Source organism: Neobacillus drentensis NBRC 102427, assembly GCF_001591445.1.
In the GTDB taxonomy this organism is placed as follows: Bacteria; Bacillota; Bacilli; order Bacillales; family Cytobacillaceae; genus Neobacillus; species Neobacillus drentensis.
The window spans coordinates 50,666-73,526 of the sequence record NZ_BCUX01000012.1; the positions used below are offsets into that span (position 1 = coordinate 50,666).

General features: G+C 38.3%; 19 protein-coding genes. 15 read left to right on the forward strand and 4 right to left on the reverse strand.

Features of this window, described 5'->3' with window-relative positions; genetic code table 11:
* The first annotated feature begins 191 nt into the window (after window positions 1-191).
* The 7 genes from BDR01S_RS07385 (at window position 192) to brnQ (ending at window position 9,973) form a co-directional block, all read left to right on the forward strand.
* Window positions 192-1,793, forward strand: coding sequence for an acyl CoA:acetate/3-ketoacid CoA transferase (locus BDR01S_RS07385; RefSeq protein WP_066250319.1), 1,602 nt, complete (start codon window positions 192-194; stop codon window positions 1,791-1,793).
* A gap of 77 nt (window positions 1,794-1,870) precedes the next feature.
* Window positions 1,871-3,112, forward strand: coding sequence for an L-lactate MFS transporter (locus BDR01S_RS07390; RefSeq protein ID WP_066259647.1), 1,242 nt, complete (start codon window positions 1,871-1,873; stop codon window positions 3,110-3,112).
* Window positions 3,113-3,146: 34 nt separating this feature from the next.
* Window positions 3,147-4,112, forward strand: a complete 966-nt coding sequence (locus tag BDR01S_RS07395; RefSeq protein ID WP_066250322.1) for a DUF561 domain-containing protein — start codon at window positions 3,147-3,149, stop codon at window positions 4,110-4,112.
* A gap of 147 nt (window positions 4,113-4,259) precedes the next feature.
* Window positions 4,260-5,648, forward strand: a complete 1,389-nt coding sequence (locus BDR01S_RS07400; protein ID WP_066250324.1) for a sigma-54 interaction domain-containing protein — start codon at window positions 4,260-4,262, stop codon at window positions 5,646-5,648.
* Window positions 5,649-5,884: 236 nt separating this feature from the next.
* Window positions 5,885-7,069: a sulfite reductase subunit alpha gene (locus BDR01S_RS07405; RefSeq protein ID WP_066250327.1), complete on the forward strand. Its 1,185-nt coding sequence runs from the start codon at window positions 5,885-5,887 to the stop codon at window positions 7,067-7,069.
* Between the two features lie 429 nt (window positions 7,070-7,498).
* On the forward strand, window positions 7,499-8,350 hold the full coding sequence (locus BDR01S_RS07410) for an alpha/beta fold hydrolase (protein WP_066250330.1): 852 nt from the start codon (window positions 7,499-7,501) through the stop codon (window positions 8,348-8,350).
* A 288-nt stretch (window positions 8,351-8,638) separates the two neighbouring features.
* Window positions 8,639-9,973 (forward strand): branched-chain amino acid transport system II carrier protein, encoded by a 1,335-nt coding sequence (brnQ, locus tag BDR01S_RS07415; protein ID WP_066250332.1) that lies wholly within the window; start codon window positions 8,639-8,641, stop codon window positions 9,971-9,973.
* A 118-nt stretch (window positions 9,974-10,091) separates the two neighbouring features.
* Here the strand turns inward: brnQ and BDR01S_RS07420 are convergent, their stop codons facing one another.
* Entirely contained in the window at window positions 10,092-10,733 is a 642-nt protein-coding gene (locus BDR01S_RS07420) for a response regulator (protein ID WP_066250335.1), read from the reverse strand.
* Window positions 10,733-11,533 carry a sensor histidine kinase gene (locus BDR01S_RS07425; RefSeq protein WP_066250337.1) on the reverse strand — a complete coding sequence of 267 codons (801 nt, stop codon included), beginning with the start codon at window positions 11,531-11,533 and terminating at the stop codon, window positions 10,733-10,735. Before BDR01S_RS07425 ends, BDR01S_RS07420 begins: the two co-directional genes overlap by 1 nt.
* Before the next feature lie 185 nt (window positions 11,534-11,718).
* Between BDR01S_RS07425 and BDR01S_RS07430 the strand changes: the two genes are divergently transcribed.
* A complete protein-coding gene (locus BDR01S_RS07430) occupies window positions 11,719-12,345 on the forward strand; it encodes a YcnI family copper-binding membrane protein (RefSeq protein ID WP_066250340.1) in 627 nt (208 codons plus the stop codon).
* 315 nt (window positions 12,346-12,660) lie between these two features.
* Here BDR01S_RS07430 and BDR01S_RS07435 read toward each other — a convergent pair whose 3' ends face one another.
* Window positions 12,661-13,413 (reverse strand): IclR family transcriptional regulator, encoded by a 753-nt coding sequence (locus BDR01S_RS07435; protein WP_066250342.1) that lies wholly within the window; start codon window positions 13,411-13,413, stop codon window positions 12,661-12,663.
* A gap of 357 nt (window positions 13,414-13,770) precedes the next feature.
* Between BDR01S_RS07435 and BDR01S_RS07440 the strand changes: the two genes are divergently transcribed.
* From BDR01S_RS07440 to BDR01S_RS07470, 7 genes are all read left to right on the forward strand, one after another.
* On the forward strand, window positions 13,771-14,970 hold the full coding sequence (locus BDR01S_RS07440) for an FAD-dependent monooxygenase (protein WP_066250344.1): 1,200 nt from the start codon (window positions 13,771-13,773) through the stop codon (window positions 14,968-14,970).
* 147 nt (window positions 14,971-15,117) lie between these two features.
* Window positions 15,118-16,476: an MFS transporter gene (locus BDR01S_RS07445; protein ID WP_066250347.1), complete on the forward strand. Its 1,359-nt coding sequence runs from the start codon at window positions 15,118-15,120 to the stop codon at window positions 16,474-16,476.
* 49 nt (window positions 16,477-16,525) lie between these two features.
* Window positions 16,526-17,512, forward strand: coding sequence for a catechol 2,3-dioxygenase (locus tag BDR01S_RS07450; protein ID WP_066250351.1), 987 nt, complete (start codon window positions 16,526-16,528; stop codon window positions 17,510-17,512).
* Between the two features lie 215 nt (window positions 17,513-17,727).
* Entirely contained in the window at window positions 17,728-18,510 is a 783-nt protein-coding gene (locus BDR01S_RS07455; protein WP_066250355.1) for a 2-keto-4-pentenoate hydratase, read from the forward strand.
* A gap of 50 nt (window positions 18,511-18,560) precedes the next feature.
* A complete protein-coding gene (locus BDR01S_RS07460; protein ID WP_066250357.1) occupies window positions 18,561-19,349 on the forward strand; it encodes a 2-keto-4-pentenoate hydratase in 789 nt (262 codons plus the stop codon).
* A gap of 47 nt (window positions 19,350-19,396) precedes the next feature.
* Window positions 19,397-19,585 carry a 4-oxalocrotonate tautomerase gene (locus BDR01S_RS07465; protein ID WP_066250360.1) on the forward strand — a complete coding sequence of 63 codons (189 nt, stop codon included), beginning with the start codon at window positions 19,397-19,399 and terminating at the stop codon, window positions 19,583-19,585.
* A 321-nt stretch (window positions 19,586-19,906) separates the two neighbouring features.
* Window positions 19,907-20,869 carry a bile acid:sodium symporter family protein gene (locus BDR01S_RS07470; RefSeq protein WP_066250363.1) on the forward strand — a complete coding sequence of 321 codons (963 nt, stop codon included), beginning with the start codon at window positions 19,907-19,909 and terminating at the stop codon, window positions 20,867-20,869.
* Between the two features lie 224 nt (window positions 20,870-21,093).
* Here BDR01S_RS07470 and BDR01S_RS07475 read toward each other — a convergent pair whose 3' ends face one another.
* On the reverse strand, window positions 21,094-22,539 hold the full coding sequence (locus BDR01S_RS07475; protein WP_066250366.1) for a GMC oxidoreductase: 1,446 nt from the start codon (window positions 22,537-22,539) through the stop codon (window positions 21,094-21,096).
* Window positions 22,540-22,861 lie beyond the last annotated feature (322 nt).

A 22,861-nucleotide genomic window follows, 5' to 3' on the forward strand; every position in this document is an offset into this window, starting at 1 on the left:
AGGCAGCTATTTTAAGGTTTTTAGCCTGGTTGACTTGGATAAGTTTCTATCATAGGATGTTAGTGAAATGATTCACAAACATTACCAACAGCTTACAAAAAAGAAAAAGCCATTTTTTTTATTGAATATTGTGAAATGATTCACAAACAGAAACTTACAGTAAAACTAAAACTAAATTAGGAGTGAATGACATGTCAAAAGTAATTTCAGCTGCAAAAGCTGCCGAGTTGATTAAGGATGGCGATACCTTAGCCGCAACTGGTTTTGGATTGTCTTGCTGGGCAGAAGAAATGGGAATTTCCATTGAGGAACGCTTTTTACAAACAGGTTACCCAAAGAACTTAACGGTTATGCATTCAAGTGCAGTTGGTAACCGCCGTGATAAAGGAATGAGCCATCTAGGTTATGAAGGATTAGTCAAACGCTGGATAGGCGGAATTGCGATTGCCTCTCCGGGCATGGCGAAATTAATCGAAGAAGACAAATGTGAAGCATATAACCTGCCGCAAGGTGTTATCACCCAGTTATACCGGGAAATAGCAGCAAAACGACCTGGTGTTATTACAAAAGTAGGAATGGGAACATTTGTTGATCCCCGTCTTGAAGGTGGAAAGATGTCGCCTTCTACTAAAGAAGATATCGTCAAGGTAATCGAGATTGAGGGAGATGAGTGGTTATTCTATAAATCATTTCCGATCCAGGTCGGTCTTATCCGCGGAACGGTAGCGGATGAGAATGGCAACTTAACACTTGAAAAAGAAGGATTGCACATGGAGGTACTGCCTGTTGCTCAAGCCGTACACAACTCCGGAGGAATCGTCATTGCTCAAGTTGAGACAGTGGCTAAAAATGGCACATTAAATCCAAAGGATATTAAAGTACCGGGGATTTTAGTTGATTATATTGTCGTAGCGAAACCGGAAAATCATTTCCAAACGGAAAACACTTATTATAACCCAGCCTTTTCCGGCCAAGTAAAAGTACCAGTGGATGGGATTGAAGCACTTCCGCTTGATGAACGGAAAGTCATTGCCCGCCGTTCCGCTGCTGAACTTCAGCCCAATACGATATTAAATCTTGGTGTGGGCATCCCAGTCTGCGTTGGAACAATAGCAGCTGAAGAGGGTGTGAACGATCAGCTTATGCTGACAACCGAAGCCGGGTCTGTTGGCGGTGTTCCAGCCGGTTTGAAGGACTTTGGCCATGCGTTTAACTCTGAAGCAATAGTAGACCACGATTCTCAGTTTGATTTTTATGATGGCGGCGGTATTGACCTATCCGTTCTAGGATTGGCTCAGACGGATGAATTTGGCAACGTAAACGTAAGTAAATTTGGTACTCGTGTCGCCGGATGCGGCGGATTTATTAATATTTCTCAATCTGCCAAAAAACTAGTCTTTGCAGGAACTTTTACAGCAGGCGGTCTGCAGGTGAAGGTGGAAGATGGCAGATTGCATATTTTACAAGAAGGTAAAGCTAAGAAATTTATTAAAAAGGTTCAGCAAGTCACTTTCAGTGGTTCCTATGCTTCACAAATCAATCAGCCAGTCGTCTATGTGACGGAGCGTGCGGTATTTGAACTGATTGACGGCAGAGTTACCTTAACAGAAATGGCACCAGGTGTAGATTTACAGAAAGATATTTTGACGCAAATGGAATTTACTCCTGTCATTTCAGCAGAACTAAAAGAAATGGATACGGCGATGTTCCAAGAAAACTGGGGCAAATTGAAAGAAATTATTAAAGAGAAGAAGGTAACCAGTAACGAGCCTGAGTTGGTTCCAGCAGGGTAGAAATGAATAAATCAGTTGGCAGGGCAGTAAGTAGGTTGCCTTGCCGACTAATCCAAAAAAGGAAGGAATCAAAAGCGATGAACATTCAGATTAACCGTTGGAAGATTCTTATTGCATCCACGATTATTAACATTTGTGTTGGAGCCATTTATGCATTCAGTATTTTCGCCATGCCTTTAACAAACGTATTCCATGTGACAATGCCGGAAATCATGCTTGCTTTTACTATTAATGCTGCGATCTCACCTATCCCGATGATCTTGGGAGGAAAACTAGTCGATAAAGGCGGGGCCAAAACAGCGATTATCCTTGGTGGTTCAATGTTTGGTTTAGGATTTATCCTATCAGGCTTAGCTACGGCTCCTTGGATGTTGTACATTACCTACGGTGTTATTACCGGTTTGGGCCAGGGGATTGTTTATTCAGCAACGATTGGCAACTCTGTTAAACTGTTTCCCGACAAAAGAGGTCTTGCAGCCGGAATTGTCACAGCAGGGTATGGTGGTGGAACCATTGTGATAGCGCCAATTGCCAACGCCATAATTACAAGTAACGGTGTTCAGTTCGCACTTATTACGCTTGGAATAGCTTTCTTAGTAGTCATTTTAAGCTGCAGCTTTCTAGTAAAAGCTTGTCCGGCCGGGTTTATTCCAGCAGGATGGGCTCCACCTGAAGCTGCTGGTCCGAATAAAGGCGGCATCAATATTCCTTGGAATGAAATGATTAAAAAACCAATCTTTTACGTGATTGCAAGTTTGTTCTTAATCGGTGCACTTTCCGGAATGATGGTTACCTCAAATGCTTCCGTTATTGGACAGACCATGTTTGGCCTAACACCTGCAACTGCGGCATTATTTGTAAGCTTATATTCATTAAGTAACTGTACAGGACGTGTCTTCTGGGGAGCAATCTCTGATAAGATCGGCCGTACAAAATGTCTAATGATGATCTATATTGTTATTGCCGCGATGATGTTAACAATCGCATTATCCACTTCTGTTGCCGGCTTTGCGGTTGCGATTGTGGGAATCGGCTTATGCTTTGGCGGTACAATGGGAATATTCCCTTCGATTGTTGGTGAGAAATTCGGCATGAAATATTACGGTGTCAACTATGGAGTGACCTTTATTGGCTACTCAGGTGCAGCATTCTTCGGCCCTAGAATTGCCAATACAGTGGCTGCAGCAAACGGTGGTCAATTCACCAATGCTTTCTATATCGCGTTAGTGATCTCACTTGTAGGCTTCGCATTAACTTTTGTGTTCCAAGCAATGGACAAGAAGAAACAAATAAACACAACTACATCAAAAGTGGCTTAACTATAAAACTATTAACTTATTGGAGGAAAAGGACATGAATATCACAAAATTATTAGGAATCAAATATCCGATTTTTCAAGGAGGTATGGCGCAAATCGCGCTTGCCCCATTAGCTGGTGCGGTATCCAATGCCGGTGGTTTAGGAATAATCGGTTCTGGCGGACTTACTGCCGATCGCCTTCGTGAAGAAATCAGAAAAACCAAAGAAATCACCAACAAACCATTTGCAGTTAATTTAATGCTAATGATGAAGAATATCCCGGAACTAATTGAAGTAGTCATTGAAGAAGGCGTAAAAATTGTTACAACAGGTGCAGGTACACCAGCTCCTTATATGCCAATTTTCAAAGAATATGGCATTACAGTCATTCCAGTTGTTCCTTCTGTAAAAATCGCAAAAAAAATGGAAGCATTAGGCGTAGATGCCATTGTCTCTGAAGGTACGGAGGCAGGCGGTCACGTAGGTGAAACAACAACTATGGCGCTCTTACCTCAAGTAACCAGTGCGGTTTCCATCCCTGTTATTGGTGCGGGTGGTATTGCAGATGGACGCGGTATTGCGGCAGCATTTGCTTTAGGTGCACAAGGTGTTCAAGTGGGAACACGTTTCTTAGCAACAGTAGAATGTCCAACACATGAAAACTTTAAACTTGCAGTAATCAATGCAGATGATACAAGTACTACTGTTACAGGCCGCAGCCTTGGCGGACCCGTGCGAAGCATTAAAAACAGCATGATTGCAGAATTCCAAGAGCTTGAAAGACAAAATGCTTCTCGTGATGAACTAGAAAAAATCTCATTAGGGTCATTACGTAAAGCCGTGTTTGAAGGTGATACAGATCGTGGATCGGTAATGGCCGGGCAGATTTGTGGTTTAGTCCGGGAAATTACAACGGTTGAAGAAATGATTACTAGTATGTTTGCAGAAGCACAAGAAGTATTAAATAACCTTGGTAAAATCACCGTTATGGAAGAAGAAAAAGAGTTAGTACTAGTTTAATTGTTTTGTTTTAAATCAAACAGTGCCTTAAGCCTAAGGTACTGTTTTTTTAGCATTTAATGATTTTGTCATAATATATCTACCGTCATGATAGTGCTTTATCTTTATAATAAAGGAATGAAGAATAGCAGGAGGGTGTTGATAAGAATGAAGAAAAAGGTGATTGAAAAATCTAAAAGTAACTTTAAGGTTCAGGATATCAACGATTTGCCTTCTACCTTATTCGTAACGGATGCAAAGGGAAATATTCTGATATCCAATGATTTTACCGCACTGACAATTGGTATCTCACTGGATGAATTATTAAAAATGAACGTTCAAGATTTAGTGAAGGCCGGTTATTATAAACGTTCTATTACAATGGAAGCAATCGAAACCAAGCAAAGGGTATCACGAACTGTCGATACAAACCAAGGGTTCCATATTAAATCAACGGCAACTCCTATCTTTCAAAAGGATGGAGAGCTCCAGCTTGTTGTCACCACCTCAAATGAATATAACGGAAAATTCCCTATAGTCACTGAACCCACTAATATACTAAATATAAATGGTAAAAGTAAGACAGATAAATCGGACACTGGAGTAGAAATTAGTTTTGTCGCCGAGAGCTTGGCGATGAAGCAAATTGTTAAGGTCTGTAATCAAATCGCCTCCTATGACAGCAAGGTATTAATTTATGGCGAATCAGGTACCGGGAAGGAAGTAGTTGCCCGCTATATCCATCAGAAAAGTGATCGCTCTCAAGGTCCTTTTGTTACTATCAATTGTGCGGCAATTCCGCCAACTTTATTTGAACAAGAGCTGTTTGGCTATGAGAAAGCTGCCTTCCTTGGGGCAGATGTGGAGAAAAAAGGCATCATTGAGTTGGCGAATGATGGCGTTTTGTTTTTAGATGAAATTGCTGAAATGTCGCTCGATATGCAAGCGAAATTTCTGAGGGTAATCGATAATAATGAAGTTAGACGAGTTGGCGGCGTGCAAAATGTGCCCATCAATTGCCGGATTATTGCTGCGACTAACCGCGATTTATGGAAGATGGTTAAAAAAGGAATGTTCCGTGAGGATTTATATTACCGGATTAACGTCATCCCTATTCATATTCCACCACTTCGTAATCGGAAATTGGACATTGTTGGATTGATATCCTACTTCTTAGCGGAATTTAATGATAAATATCAAGAAAAGGTCGTCCTTAGTGCAGATGAGTTTCAAAGAATGCTTAAATCTGATTGGCCTGGAAATGCGAGAGAACTAAGAAATTATGTCGAGCGTCTGGTTGTCATTGAGCAGCAAAGCATCGAACAGTCTGCGGAGGATGCTGTGACCGATTGGTTTGCAATTGACCATTTTATTAAAAGGAATCTGGATAAACAATGTACATTAAAAGATTTTACATCGATCGTTGAGGGAAGATACATTAAACATGTGCTCGACGCGTACAGCGGAAATGCTACAGAAGCCGCAAAAAAATTAGGCGTTGATCGATCGGTTATTTATCGAAAGTTAAAGAAGATGGATAACGCCCTTGGTAAATAGCCTTATTTCGAGAAATTAGAAGAAACAAAAAAGACTCTGTCTAAGCCGCAGTCAGGAAAAACAACTCCTGACTGCGGCCTTTTTATTTTTATATCTGGGTACCAGCACTTTAACATTAATAGGTAAATTCCCCTGGTATTAAAGAAACTGGAAAAAGGTTGTGGGAAAACACACATCTAATATCCTATAATCCATGTTAATATGTATATATATAATTTTTTGGGAGGTTAAGAAACATGCAAATTACTTTGGAAAACCCGAATACGGCCCAAAAGGACAAACTGGTTCAAACAACCTTTTCAAGAACAAATCCGTTTCAAGCGAGAGTTCTTCGAAATGTTAATTTAAATGGATCAGACTCTAATAAAGAAACAAGGCATATTGAATTATCACTAGAAGGATCAGGTTTTTCTTATGTACCGGGTGATGCTCTTGGTATTATTCCTTCCAATGATCCAGACCTGGTTGCTTCGATTCTTGAGGAAATGCACTGGGATGAAGAAGCAGTTGTTACGATCAATAAGCAAGGGGAAACTTTGCCATTAGCGGAAGCGCTTACCAATTATTTTGAAATAACTTTACTTTCAAAAAAGGTTTTACAGCAGGCAGCTGCATTTACAGAAAACGAAGAGTTACAAACGCTTCTCCTGATTGAAAATGCAACTCAATTGAAAGCATATTGCTATGGCAGAGATTTGCTTGATATGTTACGTGAATTCGGTCCATGGAAAGCTACTGCCCAAGAAATGGTCGCTATCTTAAGAAAAATGACTCCGCGCCTCTATTCAATTGCAAGCAGCATGGCAGCGAATCCGGAGGAAGTTCATTTGACTATCGGTGCTGTTCGCTACACAGCGCATGGACGGGATCGTAAAGGGGTTTGTTCTATTTCATTTGCTGAACGGTTGAAAGAAGGAGATACAATTCCAGTCTTTGTTCAAGCAAATAAACATTTTCATCTGCCAGAGTCTTCTGACCAAGATATTATTATGGTGGGACCTGGGACAGGTATTGCACCATTCCGTTCTTTTTTACAAGAGCGTGCCGTGAATAAAGGAACAGGACGGTCATGGCTGTTTTTTGGAGACCAGCATGTGGCTTCAGATTTCCTTTATCAAGATGAATTGGAAAAATATCAACAAGATGGGGTACTGACTAAACTAGATGCGGCATTCTCCCGCGACACAGCTCAAAAGGTCTATGTTCAAAATAAAATGCTTGAACATAGTAAAGAACTGTTTGAATGGCTTGAAAAAGGTGCTTATTTCTACGTTTGTGGAGATAAGGAATATATGGCGAAAGACGTCAACGAAACACTGATTAACATAATTGAAAATGAAGGTTCAATGAGCCACGAAGAAGCGGAAGCCTATCTAAAAGATATGCAGAAGCAAGGTCGTTACCAACGTGATGTCTATTAAGAGATTTATATAAAAATAACAGCAACCACCCTTCGTTCCGGTTAGGACGAAGGGTTTTTATAGTTAAAGGAAGGAGGGATTTTAACATAGGCCATTTTCATAAAATCTGTTGTTTTCATGGAAATGCAATACCGTTATGGTGTATTTCTCATGGAATACATATTATGAAGGACAAATCTCATGTTCCTGAGTCGACTTTTGTCCTTCATCGCCCTTATGAAGGACAAATCTCTTGCTTAGGAGGAAACTTTTGTCCTTCAATTCAAGTTGAGCAAAACAAACAGATTCTCTTGCTTTAGCAAAATAAAGATAGAAGTAAAAGCAGAGCAGACCTTAATTTTGCATTCTATAAAGTGTATTTAAGTAGGGATACATTCACTTAAAGCGAATATATAATGAGTAGAATGTTATAAATGAGGGGGAGGAAGTATGTTGTCACCTAAATCCAGATTTGAAACCATTAAAGGAATGGAAGTTCATTTTACCCAATGGGGTGATCCACAGAAACCAACGGTAGTTTGTTGGCATGGTTTAACCCGGAACGGGCGGGATTTTGATATTTTAGCCCGGCATTTAGCACAAGAGTATCATATCCTTTGTCCAGATACGATTGGGCGAGGATGGAGCCAATGGAGTTTTTCCCCGGAGAAGGACTATTGTTTTGAAAATTACAGTAACCTGGCTATTGGATTATTAGACCATTTAGGGATTGAGCAAGTCCGTTGGATTGGGACCTCGATGGGAGGAGCGATTGGGTTACGAATTGCCGGAACACCTCTTCATCAAAATCGTATTACCAGCTTAATTTTAAATGACATTGGTGCAGGTGCATCTGACAATGCTGTTCAAGATATTGAAGGTATCAAACGAATTATTAGTTATGTTGGAACTCCTCCTCAATTCAAGACCTTTACCGAATTAAAGAATTATTATAAAACTATTTATGCGGCATTCGGCTTGGCTAATGAACAGGAATGGACTGATTTTACCCGAAATTCTTGTAGACGAACGAATGAGGGAGGAATTAGCCCAAATTACGACCCGAACATTGCGTTACAATTTCAGCACACGGAGGATTTAAACCTCTGGAGCCAATGGGAAGCTATTCAATGTAAAACTTTACTTATCCGGGGGGAGAAATCAGATGTATTGCCCCTAGATGTAGCGTTAAAGATGCAGCAAAAACCAAACTGTCAATTGGTATCCATTCCAAACCTAGGACATGCGCCAGCTTTAAATACGGAAGAACAAATCTCCATCATAGAGGATTTCCTGAGATGATATTCAACAGTCTTTATAAAATTACAATAAAGTAAAAGGGAAACTACCAATTAAAGTAGTTTCCCTTTTTAAATTTGATGAAGACTATTTTTTAACTATGATTTTTTGGGGATTATCTACATTTGCTCCTGTTTATCTACTGATTTAATTACAACTGGCAGGAAAAGTATAAAGTGGTATTTATCCCCGTCTTTGTGAATTATATAAGAACGTTTTTATTTTTAAAACCTTAATAGAATAAAGTTTGATACAATAAAAAGTATTTTATTTTAAAGTGAGGTGAATGAGTTGAATACTTTAACCAAAAAGGAAATTATGTTTTTTGGATTTATGCTATTTTCAATGTTATTCGGTGCAGGAAATTTAATTTTCCCAGCATATTTGGGACAAGCCGCTGGAGAAAATGTCTGGCAAGCAGTTATTGGATTTATTATTTCAGATGCGGGTTTCGCTGTACTAGCTTTTATTGCTATTGCAAAGTCAGGGACATTCGATACGTTAATAAATAGAGTTCATCCTATTTTTGCTTTACTATTTCCAATGGCAATTTATTTGTCAATCGGACCTGGACTTGCCATTCCGCGTGCAGGTAGTCTAGCATTTGAAATGGGAGTAATGCCTTTTTTACCAAATACAATTCAGTCTTCACCAGTCGGACTATTGATTTATACTGTCGTATTTTTTAGTATCGTCTTCTGGTTTGCAAAATCACCTTCTAAATTAGTAGACCGATTTGGAAAAATTTTAACCCCTGCATTATTAGTTTTAATCATCATTATATTTATCAAATCTTTATTTACAGATTTATCTAGCTTTAAAGGAGCAACATTAGCTTATAAAGAGAAACCAATCTCACAAGGATTTTTAGATGGATATCAAACAATGGATGCCATAGGCGCACTAATTTATGGAATTGTATTTACCAATATTTTTAAAAGTGAAAAAATTAGCAATCAAAAATTACAAGTTAAATATTTAGCCATATTTGGACTAATTTGTGGTCTGCTTTTAGCTTTATGTTATCTCATTATTGCATACTTAGGTGCAGCAACTAACATTCATGGAAAAGTTGAAAATGGATCAGTTGTATTGAGTACTGTATTACAACAACTTTTTGGCCAGAGTGGAACGATTGTATTAGGATTAATTTTCACCTTGGCTTGTTTGAGTGTTTGTATAGGATTAATAACATCATGTGCTCAATATTTTTCAAGTATTTTCCCAAAATTATCGTATATTAAATGGGCCATTCTTTTATGTTTGGTTAGTGGGTTTGTAGCAAACCTTGGTCTTTCTCAAATATTAAAAGTAACTGTCCCAGTGCTTGGTTTATTATATCCAATGGCCATTACCTTAATTATTTTAGGGCTTTTACATGATAGATTACCCTTTAATAATCGGCCGGTTTATGTAGTAACAATCGGTCTAGTTGGATTATTTAGCTTGATTGATGTCGCCAATTCAACACTTTTTAATGGGTCACTTTCAGAAGTATTATCCAATGTTCCAATGCAAGATAAAGGCTTCGGTTGGGTGATTCCTGGTTTGATTGGTTTCATAATAGGAAGTATTGTAGAAAAATTTAAATATAATGAAGTTCCGACAGTTAAGAAAGCAGCCTAAATACGTAAAAAATCCTAATTAACAAAATTAATGTTAATTAGGATTTTTCTATTTTCAGTGACAAATACGGTGAAAGTGAAGGTTAATCGGGTGGATAGGGCTTCTTTTATTGGTCGATCTACTTTGTAATATATTTTAAAGCATATGAAGCAAGCTGTACTCGATTTTCTAGATTCAGTTTTTCCAAAAGGTTTTTCATATGGTTCTTTACCGTATTCTCTGAAATAAACAGTTGATTGGCTATTTGTTTGTTTGTTAACCCTTTTGAAACTAATAGGAGTATTTCTTTTTCACGAGGTGTTAAAGAACTAATGGATGGAGCGTTTTGTAAATCCCGTTCCCTAAATTGATAGAGAAGTTTTCCTGCAAGATCTTTAGCAACTGTATTAGACCCCTCAATAATGGAGCGTAAGTATTGCAGCCAATCATCCGGATCCATATTTTTCAGTAAATATCCTTGTGCTCCATACTGTATAGCAGTAAATAAATCCTCGATATGATCTGAGACGCTTAAGATAATCACCTTTATATGTGGGAATTTTCCCTTGATTATTTTCGTCGCCTCCAATCCGTTCAAAATGGGCATATTAATATCTATTAATAATATATCTGGAAACAGTTCTTCACAGAACTCAATCGCTTCCTTTCCATTCGTTGCCTGCCCCACAATAGAAAAGAGAGAATCCCCCTCCAGCATTTCGGTGATGGCAAGACGTGCATGAGGATGATCATCGGCAATTAATATCCGGTAATTTTCCATTATTGTTTCATGACCCCTTTAATTATTATTTTGCTCCCACGATTCTTTTCAGAGGAAATATCGATGGTAGTCCCTAATTTGGATACTGTCTCCTTCATCATAAGAAGCCCGTATTTGCTTGGCAAAATTTCATTCTCTGAAAATCCTCTTCCATTGTCCTCTATGATTAGCTTCCATTCATTTGGATGGGTTTCGAAGTGAAGGGATGCGTATTTTGCGTCGGAATGCTTTCTTATATTTGTGAATGCTTCCTGTATCAAACTAAAAAGCTGAACTTCTTCAGCGGGAGTAAAATAGTTTTCATTTATACTAATTGATAATTTTAGATCTATGCCAGAAACTGTATTCCAATCATCCAGCCAATTCTCAATTCTTTTTGATAAAGTAACGTGTTCGGATGGACTAGTCCGTAAATTGTAAATGGCTTGTCTTAGGTCCGAATCAATTGAATTTACTAAAACCTGTGCTTCATTAAGTTTTCCTTTTTTTAAGTGAACTTTTAATAAAAATAATGTTTGGGCAATGTTGTCGTGTAATTCTTTTGCCAGCCTTTCACGTTCTTCGTAAATGGCACGTATTTCACGCTCTGAAGATATGCGATTGTTTTGTTCCTTAATCGTCTTAAACATCCAGCTTGAAAAAGAGAAGGAAACAATAAATGTTAGAATTGTAATAAAATAATTTCCTGTTTCCATTGACATGCCTTGAAGAAAAGGGCCGCTGTGCCGTAAAAATTCAAATCCACCAATAAGAATGGTGGGAATTAAAATCGTAATCCATTTAAGATCTCTGTATGACATGGATAATTCCCCTAAAATTCATGTATTTTAATTCTTATAGTAACATGAACACAATGTTTTAAAATAAGATTCTGTCAAAAATATGTCACACTTTTCTAAGTAACTAGCCCTTATGGGTCATATGTATTTTAACCCTCTCTAAGGTAAATTAATATTATCAAGTTCATTATAGGAGGAAAAATAACATGAAGGTTTTTAAACTATTAATACCAACCTTTTTAGGATTATTTTTATTTGCAAGTGTAGCAAGTGCCCATGTTACGGTAGTGCCTAAACAATCTACAACAGGTGCGTGGGAAACTTATACAGTTAAGGTCCCAGTTGAAAAGGATGTGCCGACAACAAAGATTACGATTAAAGCGCCGGCAGGAGTTGAAATTAAATCATATCAGCCAGTTCCAGGATGGAAATATTCTGATGAAAAAGATGCGAAGGGTCTTGTAAAATCATTTACCTTTGAAGCGACAGGGGAAGGAATTTTGTCAGGTCAGTTCCAACAGTTTACCTTTGTAGGAAAAAATCCAGACAATGCAACAAAAGCAGCTTGGGATGCGTTTCAATATTACAAAGATGGTAGTATTGTAGAGTGGACAGGAGATGAAGGTTCCCAATCTCCACATTCCATCACGGATATTGTAGCAGGTTCAACAGAAGATCATCATGATGCAAAGAATACGAACCAAGAAACTCAAAAGACTGATAAAGTTGAAACAAAGACGGAAAATACAGGGGGCTCTCTTCCTTTAATCCTATCAGGGCTTGCGGTTTTACTTTCATTAGTTGCGAGTTTTCTTGCGCTTCGTAAAAAATAATAATTCCATTTACACTTTGAAATCGCAGAAGCAGAAAAACATACGATTGATATGGAGAATTATCATCTAGCAACTTGTTTTGAAAACTAGTTTCTATAGAAGAATCTTGTTTATATAACAAATTTAAGAGCACTTACAAATGTTGGCTTATCAATGTTTGTGGGTGTTTTTTGATTGCGTAAAAATAAAGAAAAAGCTAGGCGTTTGACTAGCTTTTTCTATTTCAAATTTTCTTTGAAATTCTAAATTAATTGGATTTCTTTCTTGCTTATGTGGTTTTTTGATGGGTAAAACAAATAGGATGTACTCTTAAAATTATCCGAAATACCCTAATTGTTCTGATAATTCTCGAGCAGTTATTAATAGTTCTTTTACTGCTGTTGAATCCTTGGAGATATCCAATGCTTCAGTGACCCCAACGATGTATATGGAAGCAATTAGTTCTTTTTTATAATCAAATACAGGAGCCGCAATGGCTGAAATTCCTGAAAGGTATTCGGAAGTATAAGCGTATTTCTCCTTTTTTACAAATGCAATGATTGATTCCAATGTAGATTGTTCGATTAAATTCTCCTCAAGCTCTTTTTGGATCATATTTCTTGTCTTTTCCTCTGGCAAATATGCTGTAAAAATACGACCGGTTGCCGTAGTTGTTAATTTAACTAAAGTTCCAGGTCTTATATTCAAATTAATAGGCTTCTTACTTTCTTCCCATTCAACAATTAATGGCCCTTTGTCATCAACCCAGATAGCCAAAGCTACTGTTTCGTTTAATAGCTCATTTAGTCTTTTTATATAAGGAAAGGCTTTGGCTGTTATATCTGTTTTTTGCATGGCGAATACTCCCATGGTCAACATCTCTTTTCCCAATGAATAACGTAAATCTGAGTCTTTTTCAAGAGCGCCTACCTTGCATAAGCTAATAAGATACCTGTACAGCTGGCCTTTTGGCATGCTACATAATTTTGATATTTCAGTTATAGTTAATGGTTTATCTGCTTGTGAAACTTCTTTAAGAATGGAGAATCCAAATTCGATAGATTGAATTCCCTTTTTGTCTTGTTCCATGTTTGAAACCTCATTTCCCAAACTATCATTATTTATTATTTTATCAGAGATAGCTCATTTTTTAATCATTAGATAATAAATTTCAAAAAAATAATCAGAAAACTCAAAATATATTGACACGTTAATTTGATATACACTATAATCATATTGTAAACAGTTGTTGAACCTGGTTAACCATTGTTTAACAAAATAAAGAAAGAATTTGAAAGTAAGCTTCAAATTAACAGAAGGTTCCATAACTATTTGGGGGTGAAAAAAAGACGGATATCACCATTATGAATTTATCAAGTATAAGAGAGCGCTTTTTTTTTACTATAACTAAGAATACTAAAAAAACATAGAAAGGAAGTATGCTTTATGGCTGGACACAATAAACGTCATCAAGTTGTGATTGTAGGAGCTGGACTAGGAGGTTTGACTGCTGCAGCGTTTTTGCAGCGTTTTGGGATGGATGTGCATGTATACGAGAAAGCCCCAGAATTGAAAGAAATTGGAGCGGGTATTAATCTAGATTCGAATGCGATAAGAGTGCTTTTACGATTAGGGATTACGGAAGAAGAGCTTATGGAGGTAGCGGTACCGCTTAAAGAAGTATGGGAGTTTCGAAATGGAAATGATGGTCGAGTCTTGTACAGTGAACCGTTTAAGAAAGATTTTGGAGCTCCACATGTAGTTATTCATCGTGGTGAACTGCACAGCCTGATAAAAAGCAAAGTAACCAAAGATGCTATCACTGTTAATCATGGATGTGTTAACGTGGAACAAAATAATGACGGTGTGCAAATCACATTTGAAAACGGTGTCACTGTAGAAGCTGACGTATTAATTGGTGCTGATGGCGGGAGATCAATTGTAAGAAATGCAGTCGTTGATTCACCTCCGAAAATGCGGTTTTGGGCGGCTATGTATAGAAGTCTTGTTCCCATTGATCAAGTTCCGCCTTCTGAGCGTGTTCCAAATCGTACTGCATGGTTAGGATCAAGGCATTTCTTTATGCGGTATCCAGTTTCTGGTGGGAAATTACTGAATATCGTTGGTGCCGTTCCCCGCAGCCATTGGGAGCACAATGGGCCAATTGATGCGAATGTAGAAGATTTTCTTGCTGAATTTACAGGTTGGGATGAAAATATACAAGCTATGATTGGATCAGCTCAGGAAACAAAACTTTGGCCATTATACGACATGGATCCACTTGAACGCTGGAGCAATAATAGGATCACCCTGCTCGGTGATGCAGCACATCTACTATTACCTTTCTTAGGGCAAGGAGCAGCGCAGGCAATTGAAGATGCAGAAGTGCTAGCAGGTAATTTGAAAAACTTAACAAAGGGAACCGACTTAACTGAAATCTTTGCCCGATACGAAGGATTACGTAAACCTCGAGCATCAACGGTTCAGTTTATGGCAAGAACTATTTGGAACTTTATTGATCCACCATACATTAATTCAGAAGTTTCAAGTATACCGGGAGACGACATTTTTAACCAGTATAAGAGTCTATTTAATATGCATGAATGGCTAAATGGATATGATCTTCAAAAAGACGTAGTTAGCTAGTTTTTGATTCACATAGTACCTACAAGGACAGGCGTGGTCGATTTATAATTCGAATGAAAGGTACGTTCGTATTTCTTGGTGGAAGAGGGATTAACAGGAATTCCTGCACTGGAAGGAGAAAAGTACCTTGATAAGGGGGGATTCATAATGGAGGCTAGTTTTGAAAATACAAAAAAACCAAAGATTAATGCCGGTACAAAACTTGTTGTTTTATTATCCTGGTTATTTATGATTTTTGAGGGGTACGATCTTTTGGTATTTGGGACCATCGTTCCTTCTTTACTGGAATATAAACAATGGGATATCACACCTGCCCAAGCGGGCCGCTATGGCAGTTATGTTGTTATAGGTATGTTAGTTGGAGCGATTGTGGCCGGGATGCTTGCGGACCGTTTTGGCCGTAAAAAGGTCTTGATAATGGGTGCAACAGTATGCGCAATCTTCATGATGGGTTCCGCTATAGCGCCAACCCCAGAAATTTTCGGACTTAGCCGTTTAATCACGGGCCTCGGATTAGGAACGGTAATGCCTGTTGTAACAGTGTTAACGCTTGAATATGCACCAGCAAAAAGGCGCGCTTTTACTACCATCATCATGTACAGTGGATACCAATTAGGTGGAGTGCTTGCTGCACTTTTAGGCATGTCTCTAATTCCTAGTCTAGGGTGGCGTGCAATGTTTTGGGTAGGCGCTATTCCGTTGTTATTAGTAGTTCCACTAGCTATTCGTTTTCTTCCCGAATCCATCGCTTTTCTTATGGCAAAAGGTAGAAAAAAAGAGGTAGAAGATATTGCAGAACGATTTAAAATTCCGATAGAAGAATTAGAGAAGGATCACAACGAAGAACATAGTACAAAAAACGGAAAAGAAATGAAATCGATTACTTCATTGCTATCTAAATCAAACCGTAAATCCACTATCCTTTTCTGGCTTGCTTCGTTTTGCGGACTCTTTATGATTTTCGGCTTGGGAACATGGTTGCCTACGATCATGATGAAAAGTGGGTATTCAATAGGTTCTGCACTATCGTTTTTACTCGTACTTAATTTAGGGACTGTCATTGGTAGTTTTCTAACAGCTGCTGCTTCAGATCGATGGGGTCATAAATTAGCGTGTACAATTTCCTTTTTAACTGCTTTTGCAGCATTTATTTTACTAAGCTTTAATTTTCCTTCAATGGTATTAACCTATATCTTAATTGCTGCAGCTGGAATGGGTTCAATTGGGACGCAATATCTCATTAATGCCTATGTAGGTGTATATTATCCTGCTACCATTCGTACGACGGCACTAGGTTGGGCTCTTGGGATTGGACGATTTGGAGGTATTGTGGGTCCAATTGTAGTGGGGCTACTAGTTTCATTGTCTCTAGGTACATTTTGGCACTTTGGCATATTTGCGCTTACAGGTTTAATTGGAGCGATTGTGGTATTTTCCATTTCCAGTTCAACAAAGGGGCAATCCATGGATAGCTCATCAGATCAAAAAGTACAGAGTATACATTAACATATTCAGATAAATCTATGAGCCATAAAAAGTAAATGGGGGTTTAAGAATGGAAAACGAATTAAAAAAATTTGATGTTGCAGAGTTAACCCATATGGAGATTTACACACCGAATCCTGATGGAACCGTATGGTTTTTTAAAGAAATCTTAGGTATGATAGAAACAGCAAGAGTGGGGCAATCCGTTTATCTTCGGGCTTTTGAAGATACCTACCAACATTCTCTTAAAGTAACTGAGAGAAATGAGCCAGGTTTGGGGCATATGAGTTTTAGAGCAAGTTCAAAAAATGCATTGGACAGACGTGTAAGAGATCTTGAAAAATCTGGTGCGGGTATAGGATGGATAGATGGTGACATTGGTCATGGTCCAGCTTATCAATTTGTAACACCAGATAACCACTTGATGGAAATTCTTTGGGAGATAGAAGAATATCGGGCACCGGAAAGTGAAAGAACAGTATTAAAAAATCGACCACAAAAACGCCCAACTAAAGGGTATCCTGTACGCCGTTTAGACCATGCAATGTTAATGTCCAAAGATGTAACCGGTAATAAAAATTTATTTATGAATGAACTTGGCTTTAAATTAAGTGAACACATTGTTAAAGACGATGGAACGGATCTTGGTATATGGTTAAGAGTTACGAATACAGTTAATGAGTTGGTGTTTACAGAAGATGACGGTACAACTGAAAAAGGACTAGGAAGGCTTCATCATTTTGCATTTTTGTATGGAAACACACAAAATTTGTATGAGGTAGCAGAAATATTGACCGAGAACGGTTTAGAAATTGAAGCTGGTCCATTTAAACATGGGATTAGCCAAACAACGAGTCTTTATGTTTATGAACCAGGTGGAAACCGTGTCGAACTTTATGGAGACCCTGGATACCTTATCTTTAATCCAGAATGGAAACCAGTTAAGTGGACGAAAGATGAAGTCGAGAAAGCAATCATGTTCTTTGGATCTCCATTACCAGAATCATTCTTTAAGAAGGGAACACCACAAATTAAATCTTCTTTATTATCAAAATAAGAAATGATTATAAATACACTAATTAAGATAATAATTACATTGTAAAAGATGCCATTCAGTATCACCTTTTTAATTAGCGCCTAAATAGATAACATTCATGTGAGCGGATCCATACCTTTAATAAAAGGCGTGGATCCTTAACCTGTTTATAGCAAAGATTCGCCAATGAAAATTGCCTTTGAAAAATAAGACTGGTTCAGTAGAGAGGAAGATTTATGTTGTCTAGTAAAATTCAAAGATATGCGGCTAAATTGGGGGAAGCAGAAGTTTCGCGGGTTGGTATCGACCCTATCACTTTAACCGATCCAGACATTACGGTTGATGAAGCCTATCACATTCAATTGGAAAATATTAAAAAGAAATTAAATGAAGGCAAAAAAATAGTAGGGAAAAAAATTGGGTTAACTTCAGTTGCTGTGCAGAAAATGCTCGGTGTTAATGAGCCTGACTACGGTCATCTATTAGACGACATGGTCATTGAAAATGGCAGTACTATTTCCTGTAAAACCATGCTCCAGCCAAAAGTAGAAGGTGAAATCGCCTTTATATTAAAGAAAGATTTAAAAGGTCCGAATGTGACCGTTCTTGATGTGATACAAGCTACAGATTATGTCGTTCCTGCTTTGGAAATAGTTGATAGCCGAATACAAGATTGGAAAATTAAGCTGCAAGACACCGTTGCAGATAATGCTTCATCTGGGTTATTTGTATTAGGGGGCAAGCCTACAAAAATTTCAGATATTAATCTTGAATTAATTGGCATGGCATTGTATCAAAATGGTGAGATTGCCAACACGGGTGTCGGAGCTGCAGCACTGGGAAATCCTGCTGCTTGTGTTGCATGGTTAGCGAATCGATTAGCTGATTATGATATTTCTTTAAAAAAAGGTGAAGTGATCCTTTCCGGTGCACTTTCAGGTATGGTGGTGGCAAAGCCAGGGGATACGTTTGCCGCAAGATTTGCTCATCTAGGGCAAGTGAGCGTTAACTTTAAATAAAGATGCAATTTTTTACTAATCTTGACTCGGTTTTTAAGGAGGAATAAGTGATGACTATAGAAATCATTAAGAAAATTGCTGATTACTTAGTTGCAGCAGAAGTAGAAAAACGTGAAGTTGTAAAGGTATCAAAGGTATTTAAACCGGATCTAACAGTTGAGGAAGCTTATCAGGCACAGGAATTGCTTGTTCAAAAAAAATTAGATGAAGGGCACAAAATTATTGGGCCTAAAATGGGTTTAACAAGCAAGGCAAAATGGGATCAAATGGGTGTATCTGAGCCAATTTACGGTTATGTATTCGATTATATGCTTGTCAATAATGGTGGTGTATTACCTTTCTCAGAATTAATCCATCCAAAAGTGGAAGCTGAAATTGCCTTTCTAATTGGGGAAGATATCGAGGGACCAGGAATTACAGGTGCCCAGGTGTTGGCAAAAACACAGTACATATTACCTGCTCTTGAAATCATTGATAGCCGTTACGAAAACTTTAACTTTACACTTCCGGATGTGATTGCAGATAATGCCTCTACATCTAGAGTAGTTTTTGGAAATGCACTGAAGAAGCCAAGTGAGTTTGACCTGGAATTAGTAGGTGCAACTTTATCCATTAATGGTCAATTGAAAGAGTTGGGGGCTGGGGCAGCTGTTTTGGGCCATCCTGCCAATTCAATTGCTGTATTAGCGAATATGCTTGCAAGAAAAGGAGATAAAATTAAAAAAGGGGATATTATCTTATCAGGTGCCATAACAAGTGCTGTAATGTTAAGAGTCGGAGATTTTATTTCCGGTAAATTTGATGGTTTAGGTGAGGTTACTTTCTTTGTTGGAGAATAAGAAATGTAATACTATTTGCAAATTAATTTTTAAGGAGTGGAATTACTGTGCCAATTATCCAAGTCAATCTTATCGAAGGCAGACCGTCTGAAAAAATAAAGACGCTAATTGAAAACATCACAGACACTGTTAGTGAGACCTTAGACGCACCAAGGGAAAGTGTAAGAGTATTGGTAACAGAACTACCAAAAACTCATTGGGGAATTGCAGGAGTACCAGCTTCAGAGAGAAAATAGCGAAATATCAACCATCGGAATGAGAAGGTGGGGGCACGTCAACACCGGAAAGTAGAAATAGGGAAATAGATATTCAAAACGGAATATTGAACCATTTTAGAAGTTTTTAAAATGCAAAAATGACAGGGGCTGCTTTTATAAGGGTCTCTGTCATTTTTATTTAAGCAAAGTTATTTTAAAAATAATTCTCTCATCGCTAATCAAAACATTAACAAAAGAAAGAAAAGACTTTGTAAGAAAATATTGATTTTTTAAAATATTTATTTTACTATAATAAAAGACTAATTGTTTAGTAAAGCGAAATAAGTATGGGGGTTTATTATGGCGGTCATCGAGAAAATCAGCAACTTTGCTGGGAAAACATTTACTTTATGGGTTTTAATTTTTGCAGTAATTGCTTATCTTACTCCTGGTAACTTTGTGTGGCTAGGAGGCTACATTGTTCCTCTATTAGGGATTGTTATGTTTGGAATGGGACTGACACTGGAGTTATCGGATTTTAAAGAGGTATTTAGAAAACCAAAAGAAGTGGCACTTGGGGTGATCGGACACTTTATCATCATGCCGCTACTTGCTTTTTTATTGGCAGTCGGACTCCATTTACCGCAAGAAGTCGCTGTGGGTGTCATTTTAGTAGGATGCTGCCCAAGCGGAACGGCTTCCAATGTGATGGTGTTTCTAGCAAGAGGAAATGTGGCACTTGCAGTTGCAATTGCCTCTGTTTCTACGATTCTAGCACCAATTGTGACACCATTGCTCATTCTTCTGTTTGCCAGTAAGTGGGTTGATGTTAGTGTTGCTTCCTTATTCCTTTCAATTGTACAAGTTGTCATTGTTCCATTAGCGCTTGGATTTATCATTAAAAGGTTCTTTGGAAAACAAGCGCGGGCCGGTGCAAAAGCATTACCGCTTGTTTCTGTTATTGCAATTGTGTTAATTGTATCAGCTGTTGTAGCAGGCAGTGCTGACAGGATTGCGCAAACGGGCCTGCTTATTTTTGGTGTGGTCATCCTTCATAATTTACTAGGGTTCTTAATTGGCTTTTTCTTTGCCCGTTTATGTGGAATGGATCTAGCAAAACAAAAGGCTGTTGCAATGGAAGTTGGCATGCAGAATTCCGGTTTGGGAGTTGCAATCGCTACGGCCCATTTCTCGCCTTTAGCTGCCGTACCAAGTGCGATTTTCAGTGTGTGGCATAATTTATCCGGTTCCGTTCTAGCCAATCTTTTCAGCCGAATGAAAGAAAAAGACCAAACTGAACAAAGTATCAAAAAGGCCGTCTGACCTGAAAACCACCCTTCGAATCGCAGGGTGGTTTTTGCATTTTTGCTTAAGTTCTATGATGATGCGCCGATTGTTTGTGATCTTTTAGAAAAACATTCAGACAAAGGCACCTTTTCCCCAAAAGCCTGAAGGATCAATATCTTTTGAAAAAAGATTTCATTTAATGTGAAAGGACACCATCTAACAATAAGGATGGTGTCCTCTTTAGATAAATTCTTTTAAGGTCAACCTGAATGACGGACAATATGGTCCGCTAATCTTATCGCCAAAGCGGATCCTGTTAGTGTAGGGCCAGCGGCAGTGAGAGTAGGGAGAACACTGTTATCAGCCACAAATAGACCTTGAACTCCATGTATTTGCCCATGACGATTTGTGGTTGAAGTCGCTGGATCATCACCCATTCTGCATGTACATGCTTCATGCATATCTGATCCAGGTGGTCGAAGTACCAAGGAAGATTCATCAAGAGTCACTCCCATGGCAGCTGCGGATTTTCTAATTCCTTGTGCAACTTGAGTGGCTGTTTGCCGGTCTTTGCTGCTTAGAGAATATTGAACTTGGAATTCTGGTACACCGAATTCATCCTTTGCAGATGGATCAACATAAACTCTATTCTCAGCGCGAGGCTCAACTCTTCCAAAAGCAGCGTAGACAACCATAAGATTATCTCTATAAGCCTTATCTTCAAATTGCTGGTAGGAAAAAAATTGATCAGGTCCAAGAATCTGAATTTGATAAGGATCCTCATTTGTCTCAAATTTCAAAATAGCTAGATTGCCAAGTTTATCAGAGAATTGTCTTCGACTTATGGTACCTATACCAATGATGGACACATGCCCTGTTAAATAACGTCCAATCGCAGGTCCTTGAATTCCAGAACTTAGTAATATTCGGGGAGTCTCTAAAGTACTCGCAGACAATACCACATTTTTTGCCCGAATGGTATGTGCTTTCTTGTCTAGAGAAATCACTTCGACGCCAACGACCTTCTTATTCTCAACAATTACTCGAGAGGCATTGGCATTTAATCCAAGATCATATGGACGATCAAATTGGGCTGCAGCCAATGCGTTGATTGAACTATACCAAGGATTGGAATGGACCTCACCTTGATGAGAAGCTGTCATATCAAAAGCCAATGGCATATCTTTTGCTTCCAGAATACCATGTGAATGGAGTCGCTTTAAAAGAACATTTTGCATAGAAGAGCCTTTTGCAAAAGACCTTGTAGTATGCATTAGCTTCTCTGCCATCCTATAATACACATCTAATTCTTGGTGATGAATGGGCCATTTATTCAGTTCGGATTGAATAGGTCTTGGCGTTGCTGCATTCCAAAACAGCGACCTGCCTCCAAGGGCGTATATCATTCGTGCTCCTGAGAATTGAGGTACACGCTTTTCGAAAGTCGTTGAATTATCTGGCAGAAGTTGATCACGTGCAGTATTTACATTCTGTGTGGGGATATTAAGAGAGTGGGAGTGAAATAATTTATCCCCTTTGTCAATAATCCCAATCTTTTTAGCACCTTGACTTTTCCACAATTCACACAAGCGGTACAGGGTTGCCCCTCCGCCAGGACCAGTCCCCACGATGAGCACATCGTATTCTGTCCTAGACATTTCTTCAATGGTCTTAGTCGGAATCCAATTATTTTTATATTTCACCATAGTTGACACCAACTTTCCATTTTACTATTTATCAGTAAAGGATATGCAGTACTGCTAATCCAAAATGTCAAATGGTATCAAAATAACTTGATACAAGGTAGTTTATATAAGACTAACTCGAAAGAATTGGAAGAGGCGGCTTTTGAATTAGTGAGATAATATAAGGAATTCAGCCTTTTCAATGGGGAGGACTTTTGGAATTTAAAACATCAAAAGTCCTCCATTATAATGTAATTGAGCACAATAATTGCTTGATAGTTTTTAATCCTAGAAACAAAATTGAAGCCGTTAATAACTTTGAAGTTGAACCTCCCAGACGACA

Coding starts and splice junctions, on each gene's coding strand:
- BDR01S_RS07385 (WP_066250319.1), top strand. CDS start 192: ATGTCAAAAGTAATTTCAGCTGCAAAAGCTGCCGAGTTGATTAAGGAT.
- BDR01S_RS07390 (WP_066259647.1), top strand. CDS start 1,871: ATGAACATTCAGATTAACCGTTGGAAGATTCTTATTGCATCCACGATT.
- BDR01S_RS07395 (WP_066250322.1), top strand. CDS start 3,147: ATGAATATCACAAAATTATTAGGAATCAAATATCCGATTTTTCAAGGA.
- BDR01S_RS07400 (WP_066250324.1), top strand. CDS start 4,260: ATGAAGAAAAAGGTGATTGAAAAATCTAAAAGTAACTTTAAGGTTCAG.
- BDR01S_RS07405 (WP_066250327.1), top strand. CDS start 5,885: ATGCAAATTACTTTGGAAAACCCGAATACGGCCCAAAAGGACAAACTG.
- BDR01S_RS07410 (WP_066250330.1), top strand. CDS start 7,499: ATGTTGTCACCTAAATCCAGATTTGAAACCATTAAAGGAATGGAAGTT.
- BDR01S_RS07420 (WP_066250335.1), bottom strand. CDS start 10,733: ATGGAAAATTACCGGATATTAATTGCCGATGATCATCCTCATGCACGT.
- BDR01S_RS07425 (WP_066250337.1), bottom strand. CDS start 11,533: ATGTCATACAGAGATCTTAAATGGATTACGATTTTAATTCCCACCATT.
- BDR01S_RS07430 (WP_066250340.1), top strand. CDS start 11,719: ATGAAGGTTTTTAAACTATTAATACCAACCTTTTTAGGATTATTTTTA.
- BDR01S_RS07435 (WP_066250342.1), bottom strand. CDS start 13,413: ATGGAACAAGACAAAAAGGGAATTCAATCTATCGAATTTGGATTCTCC.
- BDR01S_RS07440 (WP_066250344.1), top strand. CDS start 13,771: ATGGCTGGACACAATAAACGTCATCAAGTTGTGATTGTAGGAGCTGGA.
- BDR01S_RS07445 (WP_066250347.1), top strand. CDS start 15,118: ATGGAGGCTAGTTTTGAAAATACAAAAAAACCAAAGATTAATGCCGGT.
- BDR01S_RS07450 (WP_066250351.1), top strand. CDS start 16,526: ATGGAAAACGAATTAAAAAAATTTGATGTTGCAGAGTTAACCCATATG.
- BDR01S_RS07455 (WP_066250355.1), top strand. CDS start 17,728: ATGTTGTCTAGTAAAATTCAAAGATATGCGGCTAAATTGGGGGAAGCA.
- BDR01S_RS07460 (WP_066250357.1), top strand. CDS start 18,561: ATGACTATAGAAATCATTAAGAAAATTGCTGATTACTTAGTTGCAGCA.
- BDR01S_RS07470 (WP_066250363.1), top strand. CDS start 19,907: ATGGCGGTCATCGAGAAAATCAGCAACTTTGCTGGGAAAACATTTACT.
- BDR01S_RS07475 (WP_066250366.1), bottom strand. CDS start 22,539: ATGGTGAAATATAAAAATAATTGGATTCCGACTAAGACCATTGAAGAA.